18 protein-coding genes are annotated in these 16,272 nt (G+C 63.6%); 13 read left to right on the top strand and 5 right to left on the bottom strand.

Annotated elements, in window-relative coordinates:
• The first annotated feature begins 29 nt into the window (after positions 1–29).
• Entirely contained in the window at positions 30–332 is a 303-nt protein-coding gene (locus tag AB6802_RS21710; protein WP_371012221.1) for a hypothetical protein, read from the top strand.
• Between the two features lie 367 nt (positions 333–699).
• Here AB6802_RS21710 and AB6802_RS21705 read toward each other — a convergent pair whose 3' ends face one another.
• Together AB6802_RS21705 and AB6802_RS21700 are read right to left on the bottom strand one after the other, a co-directional pair.
• On the bottom strand, positions 700–900 hold the full coding sequence (locus AB6802_RS21705) for a hypothetical protein (RefSeq protein ID WP_371012220.1): 201 nt from the start codon (positions 898–900) through the stop codon (positions 700–702).
• A gap of 209 nt (positions 901–1,109) precedes the next feature.
• Entirely contained in the window at positions 1,110–1,715 is a 606-nt protein-coding gene (locus AB6802_RS21700) for a hypothetical protein (protein WP_371012219.1), read from the bottom strand.
• Positions 1,716–2,016: 301 nt separating this feature from the next.
• Between AB6802_RS21700 and AB6802_RS21695 the strand changes: the two genes are divergently transcribed.
• From AB6802_RS21695 to AB6802_RS21665, 7 genes are all read left to right on the top strand, one after another.
• Complete coding sequence (locus tag AB6802_RS21695; RefSeq protein ID WP_371012218.1) at positions 2,017–2,283, top strand: helix-turn-helix domain-containing protein; 267 nt, start codon at positions 2,017–2,019, stop codon at positions 2,281–2,283.
• 150 nt (positions 2,284–2,433) lie between these two features.
• Positions 2,434–2,892 carry a YbaK/EbsC family protein gene (locus AB6802_RS21690; RefSeq protein WP_371012217.1) on the top strand — a complete coding sequence of 153 codons (459 nt, stop codon included), beginning with the start codon at positions 2,434–2,436 and terminating at the stop codon, positions 2,890–2,892.
• A gap of 258 nt (positions 2,893–3,150) precedes the next feature.
• The gene (locus tag AB6802_RS21685) at positions 3,151–4,479 is read left to right on the top strand and encodes an NAD(P)H-dependent oxidoreductase (protein WP_371012216.1); all 1,329 of its coding nucleotides are present in this window, start codon (positions 3,151–3,153) and stop codon (positions 4,477–4,479) included.
• A gap of 2 nt (positions 4,480–4,481) precedes the next feature.
• Entirely contained in the window at positions 4,482–5,510 is a 1,029-nt protein-coding gene (locus AB6802_RS21680; RefSeq protein WP_371012215.1) for a thiamine pyrophosphate-dependent dehydrogenase E1 component subunit alpha, read from the top strand.
• Positions 5,510–6,508 carry an alpha-ketoacid dehydrogenase subunit beta gene (locus AB6802_RS21675; RefSeq protein ID WP_371012214.1) on the top strand — a complete coding sequence of 333 codons (999 nt, stop codon included), beginning with the start codon at positions 5,510–5,512 and terminating at the stop codon, positions 6,506–6,508. The genes AB6802_RS21680 and AB6802_RS21675 overlap by 1 nt, the downstream gene beginning before the upstream one ends.
• Positions 6,509–6,511: 3 nt before the next feature.
• Complete coding sequence (locus AB6802_RS21670; protein ID WP_371012212.1) at positions 6,512–7,885, top strand: pyruvate dehydrogenase complex dihydrolipoamide acetyltransferase; 1,374 nt, start codon at positions 6,512–6,514, stop codon at positions 7,883–7,885.
• Positions 7,886–8,020: 135 nt separating this feature from the next.
• The gene (locus AB6802_RS21665; protein ID WP_371012211.1) at positions 8,021–9,157 is read left to right on the top strand and encodes a DUF930 domain-containing protein; all 1,137 of its coding nucleotides are present in this window, start codon (positions 8,021–8,023) and stop codon (positions 9,155–9,157) included.
• 1 nt (position 9,158) lies between these two features.
• Here the strand turns inward: AB6802_RS21665 and AB6802_RS21660 are convergent, their stop codons facing one another.
• Positions 9,159–9,833, bottom strand: a complete 675-nt coding sequence (locus tag AB6802_RS21660; protein WP_371012210.1) for an HAD family hydrolase — start codon at positions 9,831–9,833, stop codon at positions 9,159–9,161.
• 81 nt (positions 9,834–9,914) lie between these two features.
• Positions 9,915–10,556, bottom strand: a complete 642-nt coding sequence (locus AB6802_RS21655) for a hypothetical protein (protein ID WP_371012209.1) — start codon at positions 10,554–10,556, stop codon at positions 9,915–9,917.
• A 189-nt stretch (positions 10,557–10,745) separates the two neighbouring features.
• Between AB6802_RS21655 and AB6802_RS21650 the strand changes: the two genes are divergently transcribed.
• Genes AB6802_RS21650 through ptsP form a run of 5 tightly spaced genes read left to right on the top strand, consistent with a single transcriptional unit; the run spans position 10,746 to position 15,448 of the window.
• Positions 10,746–11,183 (top strand): transcriptional regulator GutM, encoded by a 438-nt coding sequence (locus AB6802_RS21650; RefSeq protein ID WP_371012208.1) that lies wholly within the window; start codon positions 10,746–10,748, stop codon positions 11,181–11,183.
• Between the two features lie 52 nt (positions 11,184–11,235).
• Entirely contained in the window at positions 11,236–12,003 is a 768-nt protein-coding gene (locus AB6802_RS21645) for a PTS glucitol/sorbitol transporter subunit IIC (RefSeq protein WP_371012207.1), read from the top strand.
• 17 nt (positions 12,004–12,020) lie between these two features.
• On the top strand, positions 12,021–13,022 hold the full coding sequence (locus AB6802_RS21640) for a PTS glucitol/sorbitol transporter subunit IIB (RefSeq protein ID WP_371012206.1): 1,002 nt from the start codon (positions 12,021–12,023) through the stop codon (positions 13,020–13,022).
• 23 nt (positions 13,023–13,045) lie between these two features.
• Positions 13,046–13,426: a PTS glucitol/sorbitol transporter subunit IIA gene (locus AB6802_RS21635; protein WP_371012205.1), complete on the top strand. Its 381-nt coding sequence runs from the start codon at positions 13,046–13,048 to the stop codon at positions 13,424–13,426.
• 45 nt (positions 13,427–13,471) lie between these two features.
• Positions 13,472–15,448 carry a phosphoenolpyruvate--protein phosphotransferase gene (gene ptsP / locus AB6802_RS21630; RefSeq protein WP_371012204.1) on the top strand — a complete coding sequence of 659 codons (1,977 nt, stop codon included), beginning with the start codon at positions 13,472–13,474 and terminating at the stop codon, positions 15,446–15,448.
• Between the two features lie 15 nt (positions 15,449–15,463).
• Here the strand turns inward: ptsP and AB6802_RS21625 are convergent, their stop codons facing one another.
• Complete coding sequence (locus AB6802_RS21625) at positions 15,464–16,231, bottom strand: hypothetical protein (protein ID WP_371012203.1); 768 nt, start codon at positions 16,229–16,231, stop codon at positions 15,464–15,466.
• Positions 16,232–16,272: the final 41 nt, after the last annotated feature.

Raw genomic sequence — 16,272 nt, 5'->3', positions numbered from 1 at the left:
GCCTTCTCTCGGAGAGAAGGACATTCTGCATGGCATCGTTTTCGACCCTCTCGGACCTCGACCTCGACAAGAAGTTTGCCTCGCTTTCGCGGCAGCTCGACGATCTCAGGAAGGCTTTGGCCAAACAGGGCGATGCCTATTACGAGGATGGTCGCGAGACGGCGTCCGATTATTATTCGCAGCTTGCCGAGCGCCTCCACGAGGCGCTGCCGGCCATCAAGCGCCGGGGTAGGGCGCTGGAGCGCACGGCCCGCGGCAATCCCGCGGCCACTGCCGCTGTCGGTCTGGTCGTGGTCGGAGTGCTTGCCGGTCTTCTCTTCAGCCGGCGCTGATTTTTGAGGTATGGAAACAGAAATGGCGGCCGTCATCGACGGCCGTCATTTCCACTCCATAGCTCGTATTGCTTGGCGAACTTGATCTGGCCTGTCGGGGCAAAACTGAGCGGTGGCCGGGCGGCATTTGCCATAAACGGTGCCGGACGAATCGGTGCCGTCGAGATATTTGCCCTTACAGTTGTTGAGCTGCGGCGCCATGCACGGGCCGTGACCCTTGGCAAGCGGGCCGATCGACCGACCATCATCCCCAAGCATAATCACCAGTACGCGCCTTGGTGAGGCAAGCGTGGTGCAAAAAATCAGCAGGAAGGCGGCTTGGTTAGATTGTCCAAAGCCAGCCTTCCCGCCGCGGAAGTCAGCCGGCTCAGGCCTTCTTGGCCACCTTCTTCATGTGGTGGTGATGATGATGGTGGTGATGGTGATGGCGGTGATGATGCTTGTGGTGGTGATGATGGTGATGATGCTTCTTCATCGGAGCTGCATCAGCGCTGGTGGCGCCGACCATCGACATGCCGAACGCCAGGGCCAGAGCCAGCCCGGACGCGGTGAGGAGGGACTTCTTCATGACTTTGTTTCCTTTTTTCGCGGGCGTTCCGAGATCCACCGGACCAAATCAGTGACCCAAGCCCCGCAGTGGAACTATCCTCCTGGTTTTTTTCGACAATTTTTCCCAACTGTAGATTTTTGTTTCTGGATTGTTTCTGGGAGACATTTCGATGCGCGCGCCTGTGCGGGCGCGCGCCAGCATCGCCGGACACACGGAAAGTGCCTGCCTCACATCGGCGGCGCGATGCCGTGATTGCCGACCACGACGCGGCTTGAGACGAGCTTGCCGTCGCCGTCGCGTTCGGCGTTGACGAAGACGGCCGTGCCCGGCGTCAGATCCGCCGGCGTGGCGCTCGCGATAGTCACGATCGGCGTCGTTTGCGGGATCGCGATCTGCTTCTTCTGGCCGTTGTCATAAGTCAGCGTCACCGAACGGCCGTTGATCTCGGTGACGTCGGCGACGGTGCCATTGGTCATGCGGCTGTTAGGCTGCAGGTCCCAGTCGCGGTCGCCCTCGCCGGTGCCTTTGAGAGCGGCCGGGAAGACCACGACCTCCAGCGCGCCGCTGCCGCCATCGGCTTTTGAAACTGAGGCGATGCCGAGGAAATCGCCCTGCTTGATATCCCCAGCCGACGCCTTGGCGACGCCTGAGATCTTCCAGCCATCGGCCAGCGTGATGGCATCGGTCTTGCCGTCACGGTCTTTTACCGTCAGCGTCGAGCCGGCGAGCTCCACCACCGTGCCGCGCACGCGTGTCGCGTCCGCCGCCTGGGCCTCCGCCGCGCCGACAACTGAAATCGTGCCGAGCACGATCGCGAACAATTTCAAGTTCATGGGGTCTGGTCCTTCCAAAAAATGGCCGGCATCCATCTGTCGATAGCCGGCGACAGCAAGCTAACGAGCTGAGGCGTCGAAAATGCTGGCGAATTCGGTTCGGGACCCTTCAAAAGAACTTGATTGGGCGCGCCGCCGCCTTACATGTACGAGGCCTGTGGACATACGGTCCAAATGCCGCTTCACGATGGCGTTATGGCCGCGGCCCTGCTCTTGGCAAATCAATCGTTAACGAGCATTCTGCGCCCGTCTCAGGCAACGCCACATTTCATCCGACCCTGTTTCATCTCAAGGAGTTGCCATGCCCAACACCGCACGAAGCGCTGTTTCCAACGACATCATTGCCGCGCCCGGCCTCAACCCGCTGAAAGCTGCCCGCGAAACCAGGGGATACACGATCGAGGAGCTCTCATTGACGTGCGGCTTGGCCGTGGGTGAGATCATCGATATCGAGGACGGCAAGGATGCCGATCCGGCGAAGCTCCGGCGCATTGCCTTGGCATTGCAGGTGCCGGAAGAGGAATTGATCCGGGTGCCGGCCGCCGAAGACCGGCCCACACAGCAATAGAGACGCGAGCAAGCGTCCATTCGAGAGCCCGCCGGCATCCGCCAGGCGGGCTTTTTGATAAGTACAATGCTGAACCACGGCTCTTGCCAATGGCTGCGCCGCCATGCGATTCGCCGGCATGCGGTTCGATATGTCTGACGAGAGGTCGCCATGAGCTTGGAATCGGTTCGCGCCTTTTTTGCCGAGCACGCGCCGGACATCGAAGTCATGGTCACCGAGGCAAGTTCGGCCACGGTGGCGCTGGCGGCCGAAGCCCATGGCGTTATGCCGGCGCAGATAGCCAAGACGATCTGCCTGCGCGTCGGCGACGAAACCATGCTGGTCGTGACCAGCGGCATCGCCAGGCTCGACAACCGTAAATTCAAGGACAGGATGGGCGGCAAGCCGCGCATGCTGGGCGGCGACGAAGTGGTGGCGGCCACCAGCCATCCGCCGGGCGGCGTCTGCCCGTTCGGCCTGCCGGCGCCGCTGCCGATCTATTGCGATGTCTCGCTGAAGGCCTTTGACGAGGTCGTTCCCGCCGCCGGCGCCACCAACGCCGCGGTGCGCATCGCACCGCAGCGCATGGCCGATCTGGTCGGCGCCGAATGGGTCGACGTTTGCCAATAACTATTGCCGCCTAGATATCTGTTGATGATGTCAAAGCCGCCGTCGAGCGGCCGTAACCAGCTACCGATAAAGTGGCCGGAGACGGCCGCGAAAATCGGTGCGCGCGCGGCTGCTCCGCACCTTTCACGGTGGCGCTTGGACCAATTCGAAAAGCGGCGACTGATGATCGAATAATTGGACATTAGTCTTGACAGAAATACATATGTTCAATACCCGTCAAGCAACCGAACAGCATGCAATATGGGAGGAATATACGGTATGGCATCCAACATTTCGTTGACGGGCCTTGCCCGCGACCTTGAGGAACGCGCCAAGTCCGGCAAGCCCATCCGCATCGGCCTTATCGGCTCCGGCGAAATGGGCACCGACATCGTCACCCGCGTCGCCCATATGTCCGGCATCGAGATCGGCGCCATCTCCGAATTGAACCTGCCGGCGGCCGGCAAGGCCGTCGATATCGCCTTCCAGGAAACCGGGCACGCGCGTGAAGTGTCGAACGCGTCCGCGATGAATTCGGCCATCGAGGCCGGCAAGATCGCGGTGACCAACGATTCCAGCTTGGTTATCGGCAATGACCTGATCGACGTCGTCATCGACGCCACCGGCGTTCCGGCCGTCGGCGCCGAGATCGGGCTGCGCGCCATGGAGCATGGCAAGCATCTGGTGATGATGAACGTCGAAGCCGACGTCACCATCGGCGCTTATCTGAAGAGCGAGGCCGACCGGCTCGGCGTCACCTATTCGCTCGGCGCCGGCGACGAGCCGTCGTCCTGCATGGAACTGATCGAGTTCGTGTCCGCCATGGGCCATCCGATCGTCGCCGCCGGCAAAGGCAAGAACAACCCGCTCAACATCGACGCCACGCCTCCCGACTATGAGGAGGAAGCCAAGCGCCGCCACATGAATGTGCGCATGCTGGTCGAGTTCGTCGATGGCTCGAAGACCATGGTCGAGATGGCGGCGATCGCCAACGCGACAGGACTGGTTCCCGACAAGCCGGGCATGCATGGCCCTTCCGCGACGCTCGGCGAATTGTCGAAGGTGCTGGTGCCGCGGAAGGATGGCGGCGTGCTGTCCAGGGTCGGCGTCGTCGACTACTCGATCGGCAAGGGCGTAGCACCTGGCGTCTTCGTCGTCGCCGACATGTCGCATCCGCGCATCTCGGAGCGCATGGAGGACCTGAAGATGGGCAAGGGCCCGTACTTCACCTTCCACCGCCCCTATCACCTCACCTCGCTCGAAGTGCCGCTGACCTGCGCGCGCGTCGTGCTTTACGGCAAGGCCGATATGGTGCCGCTGGCAAAGCCGGTGGCCGAAGTTGCCGCTGTCGCCAAGAAGGATTTGAAGCCCGGCGACAAGCTCGATGCCATCGGCGAGTACTGCTACCGCGCCTGGATCATGACCGCGCCCGAAGCACATGCGGTCCGGGCCATTCCCTGTGGCCTGTTGCAGGGCGGCTCGGTCACCGCGCCGATCAAGAAGGGCGAGCTCATCACCTATGCCAATGCGGCGGTCGCGCCGGGCTCCAGAATCGCCGAGCTGCGCGCCCGCCAGGACAAGCTCGTTTACGGTGCCGTGGAGGCGTGATCATGGCCACTGCCAGCAAAGCCGTCGTCGATAGCCGCGCCAACCTGCCTTTCGTCTACCGCCAGTACAGCGCCGAGCAGCTCAAGCAGGTGCTCTACAAGATGTACCTCATCCGCCGCTTCGAGGAAGGCGCCGAAGAGTGCTACACGCGCGGCCTCATCCACGGCACCATGCACCTGTCGATCGGCCAGGAAGCGAGCGCCATGGGCATCTGCATGCCGCTCGCCGAGGACGATCAGATCACGTCTACGCATCGCGGCCACGGCCACTGCATCGCCAAGGGCGCCGAGGTCAGCCGCATGTTCGCTGAGTTCTTCGGCAAGACCACCGGCTACTGCAAGGGCCGCGGCGGCTCGATGCATATCGCCGACGTCGCCAAGGGCAATCTCGGCGCCAACGGCATCGTTGCCGGCGGCATTCCGATCGCGGTCGGTGCTGCGCTTTCCTCCAAGCGGATGAAAACCGGCAAGGTCGTCGTCTCTTTCTTCGGCGATGGCGCCAACAATGAAGGCGCTTTCCACGAGGCGTTGAACATGGCGGCGATCTGGAAACTGCCGGTGATCTTCGTATGCGAGAACAATGGCTACGGCATGTCGACCTCGACGGCGCGCTCGACAGCTGTGAAGAACATCGCCGACCGGGCGGCCGCCTATTCGATGCCGGGCGTTATCGTCAACGGCAACATCTTTTCCGAGGTTGCCGAGGCATCGTTCAAAGCGATCGAGCGGGCGCGCGCGGGTGAGGGGCCGACACTGATCGAGTCGAAAACCTATCGCCATCGCGGTCACTCCAAGAGCGATCGCAACCGCTACCGCACCAAGGAAGAGATCGAGGACTGGATGGCGAACCGCGATCCGATCACGCTGTTCGAGACCGAACTGCGCGATTTCGGCTTCATCGATAACCAGGGTGTCCAAGCCATCCGCGACGCCGTGGCGCAGGAAATCGCCGACGGCATCGAGTTCGCCAAGGCGAGCCCGGCGCCCGACATCGCCAGCCTCGCGGATTATGTTTACACGGAGCAGGCGTGATGGACGCCGTGGTGCGTGAACTGAGCTACGCCCAGGCAATCCAGGAGGCGATGGCGATCGCCATGGACATGGACGAGCGCGTCTTCCTGATGGGCGAGGACATCGGCGTCTATGGCGGCGCCTTCCAGGTGACGGGCGACCTTGTCGAGCGCTACGGCGCCGACCGCGTCATCGACACGCCGATCTCGGAGTTGGGCGGCGCCGGCGTCGCGGTCGGTGCCGCAGTCACCGGCATGCGGCCGATCTTCGAATTCCAGTTCTCGGATTTCGCCACGCTTGGCATGGAGCAGATCGTCAACCAGGCGGCGAAGATGCGCTTCATGTTGGGCGGCGAGGTTTCGGTGCCGGTGGTGATGCGTTTCCCGGCCGGTTCCGGCACGGGCGCCGCCGCGCAGCACAGCCAGAGCCTCGAAGCCTGGCTCGGCCACGTGCCTGGGCTGAAGGTCATCCAGCCGGCGACGCCGCACGATGCCAAGGGCATGCTGCTTGCCGCGGTCGCCGATCCGGATCCGGTCATGATCTTCGAGCACAAGCTGCTCTACAAGATGAAGGGCCCTGTGCCTGAAGGCCACTACACCGTGCCGATCGGCAAGGCCGACATCCGCCGCCAGGGGTGCGACCTGACCATCGTCGCGACATCGATCATGGTGCACAAAGCGCTCGACGCCGCGGCAGCACTCGAAAGCGAGGGCATCGACATCGAGGTGATCGACCTGCGCACGATCCGGCCGCTCGACCGGCAGACCGTCATCGACAGCGTCAAGAAGACGTCGCGCCTGCTTTGCGTCTACGAAGCGGTGAAGACGCTGGGTATCGGCGCGGAAGTCAGCGCGTTGGTGGCCGAGAGCGAGGCCTTCGACTATCTCGACGCGCCGATCGTGCGGCTGGGCGGCGCCGAGACGCCGATCCCCTACAATCCGGACCTGGAAAAGGCCACCGTGCCGCAGGTTCCCGACATCATCGCCGCCGCGCGCGACCTCGTGAAAGGGGTTCGCTGAGCGATGCCGACAGAGGTCATTCTTCCCAAGGTCGACATGGACATGGCGACCGGCCAGATCTCGCGCTGGTTCGCCGCGGAGGGCGCTCATGTCAAGAAGGGCGATGTGCTCTTCGAGATCGAGACCGACAAGGCCGCGATGGAAATCGACGCGCCGGCCAGCGGCACGCTACGCAACGTGACGGGCAAGGAGCGCGTCGATATTCCGGTCGGTGCGCCGGTGGCGTGGATCTATGCGGATGATGAAGTGTACGGGGCCAAGCAGGATGAGGCTCCAATCTCCCCCCTCGTGGGGGAGATGTCGGCGAAGCCGACAAAGGGGCGCGCTGTCCCGCCGACCTCTCAGCGCGAGGCCCCCTCTGGCCTGCCGGCCATCTCCCCCACGAGGGGGGAGATCAGCCAATCGCCGACCGGCGAGCGCGCGACGCCACTGGCGCGCCGTTTGGCTCGTGAGGCTGGCCTCAAGATTGCCGACATACAAGGCAGTGGTCCGCGCGGCCGTGTCGTGCGCGCCGACGTAGAGGCCGCAGTCGCCGCGAAAGACTCGGCCATCCCTGCGCAGCCGACCGCCGAGATCGCATCGCCAGCCCAGGCTGAAGTCACGCAGGCCCCTGCATTGCCCAAGGCGATGTCGGACGACCAGGTGCTAAAATTATTCGAGCAGGGTTCCTACGAGCTCGTCCCGCACGACAACATGCGCAAGACCATCGCGCGCCGTCTTGTCGAGGCCAAGTCCACCATCCCGCATTTCTACCTGACGCTCGACTGCGAGCTCGACGCGCTGCTGGCGCTGCGCACGCAGTTGAATGCGGCCGCGCCGATGAAGAAGACCGACAAGGGCGAAGCCCCGGTCTACAAGCTGTCGGTCAACGACATGGTCATCAAGGCGATGGCGATGGCCTTGAAGGCGGTGCCGGACGCCAATGCATCCTGGACCGAGACCGCCATGGTCAAGCACCGGCATGCCGATGTCGGCGTCGCCGTCTCGATCCCCGGCGGCCTGATCACGCCGATCATCCGGCATGCCGATGAAAAGACGCTGTCGACCATCTCCAACGAGATGAAGGATCTGGCCAGCCGCGCCAGGAGCCGCAAGCTGAAGCCCGAAGAGTATCAGGGCGGCACGACGGCGGTGTCCAACCTCGGCATGTTCGGCATCAAGGACTTTGCCGCCGTCATCAACCCGCCGCATGCGACGATTCTCGCGGTCGGCGCCGGCGAGGAGCGGGCGGTGGTCAAGAATGGCGAGATCAAGATTGCCACCGTGATGTCCGTCACGCTCTCGACCGATCACCGTGCCGTCGACGGCGCCCTCGGCGCCGAGCTGCTCGGCGCCTTCAAGCGCATGATCGAAAACCCGATGGGCATGCTGGTGTAGGCCAATTCTGAGGCCTGAATCCGGCTTGCGCATGTGCGCGCGGGTCAACCGATCACCGACTTGTCAGGCAGCTGGTTCACGCCAATCCGATTCCAATGCTTGAAGCTGCCGTTATTTCGTTCCACATCGGGCGCAATGAACGGCAAGATACAGGAATGGTTTCGCAATTGGCGCTGGGCCCTGGCCGCGTCGCTGTTCCTGCATGTCCTGATCGCAGTGTTCTTGTTCCTTGGCTTGCCGAGACCTGAGCAACAGCCGGATCAGCAGGAAGAACCGGTCAATGTCGCCATCGTGCCGCCGACCGAGCCGCCAAAGCCTGCTCCAAAGCCGCCGGAGCCCAAGCCTGTTCCAAAGCCGCCGGAGCCGGAAAAGAAGGCTGAAAAGCCGCCGGAAGAAAAGCCTCCGGAACCGAAGAAACAGCCGGACGATCAGGTTCTGAAGCGCGTCTTCCAGTATGGCCAGAAGGACACCGGGCCGCAGAAATCGCTCGACGGCGGCGCCGCTCAACCCAACACGCCGCAGCCGGCCAAGGACGCCCCTAAGCCGCCTGTCGAGCCGACGCCCGCGCCGGCCCAGGTTCCTCCGCCTCCAACGCCTGAGCCACAGGCAGAGCCCAGCAAGCCTGATGAGAAGCCGGCAACCGCCGCGCCGGACGATAACCCTGCGCCAAGCGAAGAAAAGCAGCCCGACAAACCGGGGCCGCGAACCGATGAGAAGCAAGCGGTCGTGGAACCAAAGCCTTTGGCCGCAACCGGCGGCAAGCCTTCGCCTCCAGCCTCGACGGAAAAGCCAAAGCCTAAACCGGCAAAACCAATGAAGTTCAAATCCGCAAGGGCCCTCAAAGCCCCAAGCGCGGGCATAGCATTGTCAAATCCCACGAACAACGATGCAGCGGGATCGCCGCTGTACTCCGGTCTTCCAGGCGTCAGGAAGCTCTATTCCCAGGGTGCGACCGGCAATATGGATGCCACAAGCTCGATGGAGAACGTGCCACGCGGCGAGCGCGTTGCCAACCTCTGCGCCAATGTTCTGAATCAGGAGCTGCAAAGTGCGGACTATTCGCCCAGATGGTTGCCAACCATTCCGCTGAAAACAGGCACTGTTCTGAACCCCACGGAAGCCGCATTCAGCACCATGACCCAATGGTATGATCTAACCTTCCGCTGCGAGGTCGACCCCGATGCGACGAGGGTTCTATCCTTCAACTTTCGGGTCGGAGGATTGGTCCCGCCCGGCGAATGGGTGCGGCGTAAATTCCCCAGTCTTCGCTAAACTAGGCCGGCACGCCGAGCCCGGCCAATTGCCGGCTAACCTCTTGCCAATCGGCGCAGACGTAATCGGCGCCGGCGGCTGTCAGGCGCACGGCATGCTCGGCATAGGTATGCCCGCCGCCGGTATAGCCGATCGCGATCATGCCGGCCGCGACAGCGCCCTGGATGCCGAAGGGCGAATCCTCGATGACGATGCAGTCAGCGGGCTTCGCGGCCATTTTCTCGGCCGCGTAGAGGAAGATGTCGGGCGCCGGCTTGCCGTTCTTCACCATCGAGGAGCTGTAGATCGCACCGCCGAAGAACTGCGCCAGCCCGGTGACTGCAAGGCTGTGATTGATGCGCTCGACCGACGATGACGAGGCAACGCAGCGGTCGCCCTCGAGCCTATCCAGAAACGCTGCGATCCCCGGTGTCGGCTTCAATTCCTGCGAGAACAGGATTTTGGTTTCGGCCCAGATGTCGCCGTCGGCGGCGAGCGGGAACTGATGGCCGGTCAAGTCCTTGATTTTGGCGATGATGTCGGACTGCTTCATGCCGACGCATTGAGCGACGATGCCGCCGTGAACGCCGGGCATGCCGTGCTTTTCGTAGACGCGCTCATAGGCCTTGGCGGCCAGCGGCTCGCTGTCGACGAGAACGCCGTCGCAGTCGAAAATCATCAGTCTGGATCGCGCCACGCGCCTCTCCCGTCTCGGTAACAATGCGCACATCGCTATCGATAAAAAGTCAGATGTTCAATAGTGAGGTGGGCAGGAGCATCATAGCTGGCGAAGTGCATTGCCCACTGGCGCGCCGCCGAGCGCGCGCTGCATGGCCTGGCGGGACTGGGCGCGATCGGGCGTGATCCAGTTGGGTTCGGCGCCAAGAAAACGGTCGAGGAACGCGACCGCATAGGCCGGCATCTCCGTCGCGTTCTCGCGGTAGGACCACCAGGTGCGCAGGTCGTCGGCGCATTTGTCGATGCTGGGCGCGCTGCCGAATTCCTGCTCGTGGACCGCCAGGATCGCCGACACGCAATAATTCGTATAGAGAAAGCCCTCCGGCCAGAAGCGCACGATTTCCGCAGTGCCGGCGTTCTCCTCTGTCTCGATCATGTCGCCAAGGCCCGAGATTTCGTGCGCCGGCGCCTGCCGGATCAGTTCGCGCAGCACCAGCCCGGCCGAAAAGACGATGAAGTCCGCCCGATCGACAGCGGCGAATCGTTTCTGCGCGTCCATGACCTCGATCCAGTCGAGAAAGGCGCGCGTCAGCTTGGCCTCGTCGATCTCGAAACGCACGCCGAACGTCTCCGACACCACCTTGGCGCTGCTGCGGAAGGTGGCGCGGAACCAGCGCAACTGCCGCAGCCGGTGACGCAGATCCGGCATAAGCGCCAGTTCATGCCTGAAGGGCAGATCCATGTCTCATTTCCCGTTTGCTGGCAGGCTAGCACAAGGGCCGTCAATGCCGAAATCGGCCCGCAGCCTGTGGAGCGTTATGGCGGCTAATATAATACATGTTGACATTGTAGGAAACAAATGTTCTCACTTTCGGGTCGTCTCGCCTCCGTCCAATATGCGCCGGAGGAAGAGAATCGGGAGGAGAACCGAATGGCGATCTGGCAGTGGGCGCTGCTTCTGTTGTTTGTCGTCTGGGCGCTGCAATCGCTCGGCGTCTGGCTGCAGATGCGGCACTATTCGGACGTCTTCAAAGGCGTCACCAATCAGTACAAGGACGGCTTCGTCGGCGCCGGCAATTTCCGCGGCCGGCTCGCAAAAGGCACCATAGCGCTGGTCGTCGTGACGCCGGATCTCATCGTGCGCCGCATGATGATCATGAGCGGCCGCTCGGTGCTCACCAAGTTCAAACGACATGAAGAATTCGAGGGCGTCCCCCTCGATCGAGTCCGGTCCAACCCTGCGATCATGGGGGAGGGGGAACCCGGTGTGGCCGAGGCCGTGAAACGCGCGATCGAGCAGATCGACCGCGCGCGGTCGGAGCCGGGGAAGAAGCCGGGCCTGTCCGGCTTGAACGTAGCAAGGGCTTAAGCGACGCCGTCAGCCGGCTGGGAATGACCGGCAGGGGTCATAAGGAGGAGAAATGTCACTAATATCGTTATTGGCGCAGCATGCCGACCTGGCGGTGCATAACCTGCATGTCGCAGGCACCATGGTCTCGGATGCTGCCTGGCACGGCAAGCTTGGCGTCGAGCACGCCACCGACCATCTCGTGGTCCTGGCGCAGGCAACGACCGACAACGCGCCGGTCACTGCCGATCAGCTGAAGGAACAGCTGAAAAACGTCCAGCAGGAAGAGCAGCTTGGCTGGCTGACCGCTATCGGCAAATACTTCATCGGTATCTTCCAGAAGGGCGGCGAAGTGTTCGCCGGCTTCGTCACCGGCATCATCCCGACCCTGGTCGTGCTGATGACGGCCTTCTACGCCGTCACCGAACTGGTCGGCGAAGAGCGCGTTCACGGCCTGGCGCGCGGCGCCGGACGCATCGCGTTGACCCGCTATACCGTGTTGCCGGTGCTATCGGTGTTCTTCCTCACCAACCCGATGGCTTACACCTTCGGCTCCTTCCTGGAAGAAAAGCACAAGCCCGCCTTCTACGACGCGGCCGTGTCCTACGTGCATCCGCCGCTCGGCCTTTTCCCGCACATCAACCCCGGCGAATATTTCGTCTGGGGCGGCATGCTGGTCGCGCTGCTCGATCTCGAGAAGCGTGGCGTCATCGCCGCCGGCTATCACGTCAAGGTGGCCATCTGGTACGCGCTTGTCGGCCTGGTCGTCATCCTGCTGAAAGGCATGCTGACCGAGCGCATCACGGCCATCATGGCGCGCCGCCAGGGCGTCGAGCTCTGAGCGCGGGGGAGGACATCATGGCCAAGACATACAAAGCCGTACGCATCTCCAGGGGCAACACCGGTTGGGGTGGCCCGCTGGTGATCGAGCCGACCGAGCAACGCAGCAAGGTCGTATCGGTGACCGGCGGCGGCATTCACCCGGTGGCGCAGTTGATCGCCGACATGACCGGCGCCGAGGCAGTCGACGGCTTCAGGGCGCCGCCGATCGAAAGCGAAATGGCGGTCGTCGTCGTCGACTGCGGCGGCACCGCGCGCTGCGGCGTCTATCCGCGCAAGCGCATCCCGACCGTCAATCTGACGCCGGTCGGCCAGGCTGGGCCGCTCGCCCAGTTCATCACGGAAGACATCTACGTTTCGGGTGTGAAGCCGGCCAACGTCACAATGGCGGACGGGTCCGAGGCGGTCACCACTGCGGGGGGAGCAGCATCGATGAGTTCAAGCAACACCACGGCCGCGGCGCCACAACCACTGCCGAGCGAAGGCGGGATGATCGGCCTGATCAGCTCGATCGGCCGCGTCATGGGCCGCGTGGTCGGCATCTTCTTCAACGCCGGCCGCCGCACCATCGACCAGGTCATCCGCAACGTGCTGCCGTTCATGGCCTTCGTGACCATGCTGATCGGTCTGATCCTCTATACCGGCATCGGTGACGTGCTGGCGCAGCCGATGGGCCCCTTGGCCAACAACATCGTCGGCCTGCTGGTGATCTCGGCAATCTGCGGCCTGCCGTTCCTGTCGCCCATCCTGGGACCAGGTGCGGTCATCGCGCAGGTCATCGGCGTCGCCATCATCGGCCCGCAGATCGCCAACGGCACCATCTCGCCGGCCATGGCCCTGCCGGCGCTGTTTGCCTACAACACGCAAGTTGGCTGCGACTTCGTTCCCGTCGGTCTGGCGCTCGGTGAGGCCAAGCCGAAGACGATCGAAATCGGCGTGCCGGCGGTGCTGATCAGCCGCCAGATCATGGGCCCGGTCTCCGTGCTGATCGCATGGATCGTCTCGCTGATCGTGTTCTAAGAAACCAAAAAGAGGTTCGCCATATGTCGGTTCTTCTCAAGACACGGGTCACGGCGATAGGACCCGAAGTGGCGGACCTCGCCGAGGGCGGCGTGGTCATCCTGTTTGCGGATGGCTCGCCCCCTGAACTGGCCGAGGTTTCCGTGCTCCACCTGACGGAGCAGGGCCCGAGCGACGACGCGCCGCAAAGAGGCGCGTCGATCACGCTCGGTCCGGTCTCGGCGACCATCACCGCGGTAGGCGAAACGGCCTGGAGCAAGGTCCGCGAAATGGGCCATGTCGTGATCTCCTTCAACGGCGCGACCGAGGCCGAAAGGCCGGGCGAAGTCTGTGCATCCGCTGTCGATACCGCCGCGCTGGTGGCGGCCCTGACGCCAGGTGCTGTCATCACCATCGCCGCCTGATAGATTTGCCGTCCAAGAACGGCGCCACAACGCTAGAGTATTGTCATGGAACGCTCGACCATCGTCAGAGTGCATGAAGGTTTGCACGCCCGTCCCGCCACGCGGTTCGTCAAGCTCGCCAAGGGTTTCGAATCCGACGTCGAGCTGGTCAAGGACGGCAAGGCGGTCAGCGCCAAGAGCTCGGTCAAGCTGATGCTCTTGGCAGTCAAGGAAAACCAGGAGGTCACCGTACGGGCCAACGGCGCCGACGCTATCGAGGCGATCGAGGCGCTGATCGGCTATCTGGAAAACCCGCATGCTGGCCTCGACAGCGAGGCAGGCGAGGCTGCGTCCGACGCGCCGGCCGCGGTCGCTCCGCAGGGCGCTTCGCCGATTGCCGTGCCGGCGGAGGGGACAGCAAAACTCCAGGGCGTTGCCGCCAGTGAAGGTGTGGCCATCGGGCCGGCCTTTGCGCATTTCCCGGCCGAGATCGAAGGACCAGGCAGGCGGCTCCAAGCCGACGAGATCGATGGCGAGCTCGAACGGTTCCGCGGCGCCGTCGCGTCCGTTCAGGCGCGCATGGATCGCACGCTCGCCGAAGACTCTCTCTCCGGCGGCGATCGCGGCATTGTGGCTGCCTTGCGCGACATTGCCGCCGATGACAGCCTGACCGCCGGGGTCGAAAAATTCATCAGGGACGGCGATGACGCGGTGTCGGCGGTGATCGGCGCAGCCTCGTCCATCGCCGCCGATTTCAGCGCCGTCGACGACCATTACCTCAACGCCCGCGCCGACGACGTCCACGCCGTCGGCAGGCAGATCTGCCTGGTGTTGCTCGGCCAGGATGAGGTCAGCCTCGAGACCATCCCGCAAGGCGCGATCCTGATCGCCGACGACATCGGCGCCTGGGATCTGGCGCGCGCGCCATTGAAGCGTATCGGCGGCGTGGTCTGCGGCCATGGCGGCGCCACCTCGCACATCGCCATCATCGCCCGCTCGCACGGCATCCCGGCGGTGCTGGGTCTGGGCGACAAGGTCAACGCGCTGCGCAACGCCAAGGTGGTGGCGATCGACGGTAATGCCGGGCACGTGATCGTCGATCCGAACGAGGCCGCCCGGGCCGAGTTTGCCACGCGTGTCGAGGCGGCGGCGCAGGAGCGTGCGGGCCTCAAAGTATTCAAGCATTTAACGCCTTCCCGCGCGGACGGAACGGTGATCGAGGTCGCGGCCAATATCGGTTCGCTGGAGGAGATCGAGGCGGCGCAGGAGGCCGGCGCGATGGGCGTCGGGCTGTTCCGCACCGAGTTGCTGTTCATGCGCCACATGCATCTGCCCTCGGAAGAGATGCAGGCCGAAACCTACAGCGCCTTGGCCAAGGCCTTCGCGCCGCATTCGGTCATCGTGCGCACGCTCGACATCGGTGGCGACAAGCCGATCGCCGGTATCGAGTTCCCCGACGAGGAAAACCCATTCCTGGGCTGGCGCGGCATCCGCATGTGCCTCGATCGCCCGGACATTTTCAAAAAGCAGCTGCGGGCGCTGCTCAGGGCCGCAATTCACGGCAACATCAAGGTGATGCTGCCGATGGTTGCGGAGATCGGCGAGGTCACGCGCACCCGTGCGCTGGTCGCGGAATGCGCCGCCGAACTGAAGGCCGAAGGCGTGCCGCATGCCGCCTTTGATCTCGGCGTCATGATCGAGACGCCGGCTGCCGTGCTGATCGCGCCGGCGCTGGCCAAGGAAGTGGCGTTCTTCTCGATCGGCACCAACGACCTCACCCAGTACATCATGGCCGCCGACCGCCTCAACCCGACCGTCGCCAAGCTCAACGACGTCACCAATCCGGCGGTGATGGCGGCGATCGAGCTGACGGCCAGAGCCGGCGTTGCCGCCGGCATCATGGTCGGCATGTGCGGCGAGGCGGCAGGCCGACCTGACCTGATCCCCATATTCATCAAGATGGGCCTGACGGAGCTCAGCATGAGCCCGGCCTCGATCCAGCGCGCCAAGAAGACCATCGCCGCCATGGCGGCCGAAAAGTAGTTTGGAAGCCGGCGGTTACGTCAGATGCGCAAGCAGCGTGGCGAAAACCGGGGTCAGTTCCTGAACCGGATTGGCCTGGGCGCAGGCCAGGCGGATGCGGTCCTCCCGCACTTCGGCCGCCAGCACCGCGATCTCGAGGATATCCGGCTCAGGCGCGCCGCCATCGGCCTTGCTCGCCAGTCCGCAGGCAAGCACCACCGGTGCAAGACTTTTGATCTCGAGCGAATGGTCGATGCTTCCAGTCTCGCCAGATTGCACGGGGCGGTGACTGAGGCATTCGACGAGCAGGGCGGAACAGGCGGCCGCGACCTGATCGTTCGAGGCAGTCTCCGCCGTCGCGGCGGCCAGAAGATCCGCGTGGTGCCTGCGCATCGCGGCATGGATGGCCGAAAAGCTCGCCTCGTGCACCCGGGGATTGTCGATGCCGTAGCCGGCAAGCACCGCGCGGGCCAGGTAATACATATCGCGCCGGAACTGGCGTTCGCCGTCGATCTGCCGGTCCTCATCGCCTTCAGGAAAATAGATGCTCAGGCTTTTGACGGTCGTGCCGTCGACCTTGAGCGGCCGGGAATGCGGAACGAAGGATTCGGCGATCGTCAGCGCCTCGTCGACGGCGCTCGCGGCATGGCCGATCAGGCTCCTGCCCGGGAACGGCGGCAAATTGGCGATTTCGCGCGGCGGCTCGCCGGCGCTGTCGTGGCGGCTCTGGCGGATGACGTCGCGCAGTTCCCGAAGCCGATCCTTCAGATTGACGCGCATATCCTCGGAAATTTGTCGCAGCATCGGCAATGGCCTCGAAATGCTTCAAGCCGGTCAAGGCTCGG

This window comes from Mesorhizobium sp. RCC_202, from assembly GCF_041355295.1.
GTDB lineage: Bacteria > Pseudomonadota > Alphaproteobacteria > Rhizobiales > Rhizobiaceae > Mesorhizobium.
The sequence above is the reverse complement of the archived record's forward strand: the minus strand, read 5'-3'. Positions and strand labels throughout refer to the sequence as shown.

Coding starts and splice junctions, on each gene's coding strand:
- AB6802_RS21710 (WP_371012221.1), top strand. CDS start 30: ATGGCATCGTTTTCGACCCTCTCGGACCTCGACCTCGACAAGAAGTTT.
- AB6802_RS21705 (WP_371012220.1), bottom strand. CDS start 900: ATGAAGAAGTCCCTCCTCACCGCGTCCGGGCTGGCTCTGGCCCTGGCG.
- AB6802_RS21700 (WP_371012219.1), bottom strand. CDS start 1,715: ATGAACTTGAAATTGTTCGCGATCGTGCTCGGCACGATTTCAGTTGTC.
- AB6802_RS21695 (WP_371012218.1), top strand. CDS start 2,017: ATGCCCAACACCGCACGAAGCGCTGTTTCCAACGACATCATTGCCGCG.
- AB6802_RS21690 (WP_371012217.1), top strand. CDS start 2,434: ATGAGCTTGGAATCGGTTCGCGCCTTTTTTGCCGAGCACGCGCCGGAC.
- AB6802_RS21685 (WP_371012216.1), top strand. CDS start 3,151: ATGGCATCCAACATTTCGTTGACGGGCCTTGCCCGCGACCTTGAGGAA.
- AB6802_RS21680 (WP_371012215.1), top strand. CDS start 4,482: ATGGCCACTGCCAGCAAAGCCGTCGTCGATAGCCGCGCCAACCTGCCT.
- AB6802_RS21675 (WP_371012214.1), top strand. CDS start 5,510: ATGGACGCCGTGGTGCGTGAACTGAGCTACGCCCAGGCAATCCAGGAG.
- AB6802_RS21670 (WP_371012212.1), top strand. CDS start 6,512: ATGCCGACAGAGGTCATTCTTCCCAAGGTCGACATGGACATGGCGACC.
- AB6802_RS21665 (WP_371012211.1), top strand. CDS start 8,021: ATGAACGGCAAGATACAGGAATGGTTTCGCAATTGGCGCTGGGCCCTG.
- AB6802_RS21655 (WP_371012209.1), bottom strand. CDS start 10,556: ATGGATCTGCCCTTCAGGCATGAACTGGCGCTTATGCCGGATCTGCGT.
- AB6802_RS21650 (WP_371012208.1), top strand. CDS start 10,746: ATGGCGATCTGGCAGTGGGCGCTGCTTCTGTTGTTTGTCGTCTGGGCG.
- AB6802_RS21645 (WP_371012207.1), top strand. CDS start 11,236: ATGTCACTAATATCGTTATTGGCGCAGCATGCCGACCTGGCGGTGCAT.
- AB6802_RS21640 (WP_371012206.1), top strand. CDS start 12,021: ATGGCCAAGACATACAAAGCCGTACGCATCTCCAGGGGCAACACCGGT.
- AB6802_RS21635 (WP_371012205.1), top strand. CDS start 13,046: ATGTCGGTTCTTCTCAAGACACGGGTCACGGCGATAGGACCCGAAGTG.
- ptsP (WP_371012204.1), top strand. CDS start 13,472: ATGGAACGCTCGACCATCGTCAGAGTGCATGAAGGTTTGCACGCCCGT.
- AB6802_RS21625 (WP_371012203.1), bottom strand. CDS start 16,231: ATGCTGCGACAAATTTCCGAGGATATGCGCGTCAATCTGAAGGATCGG.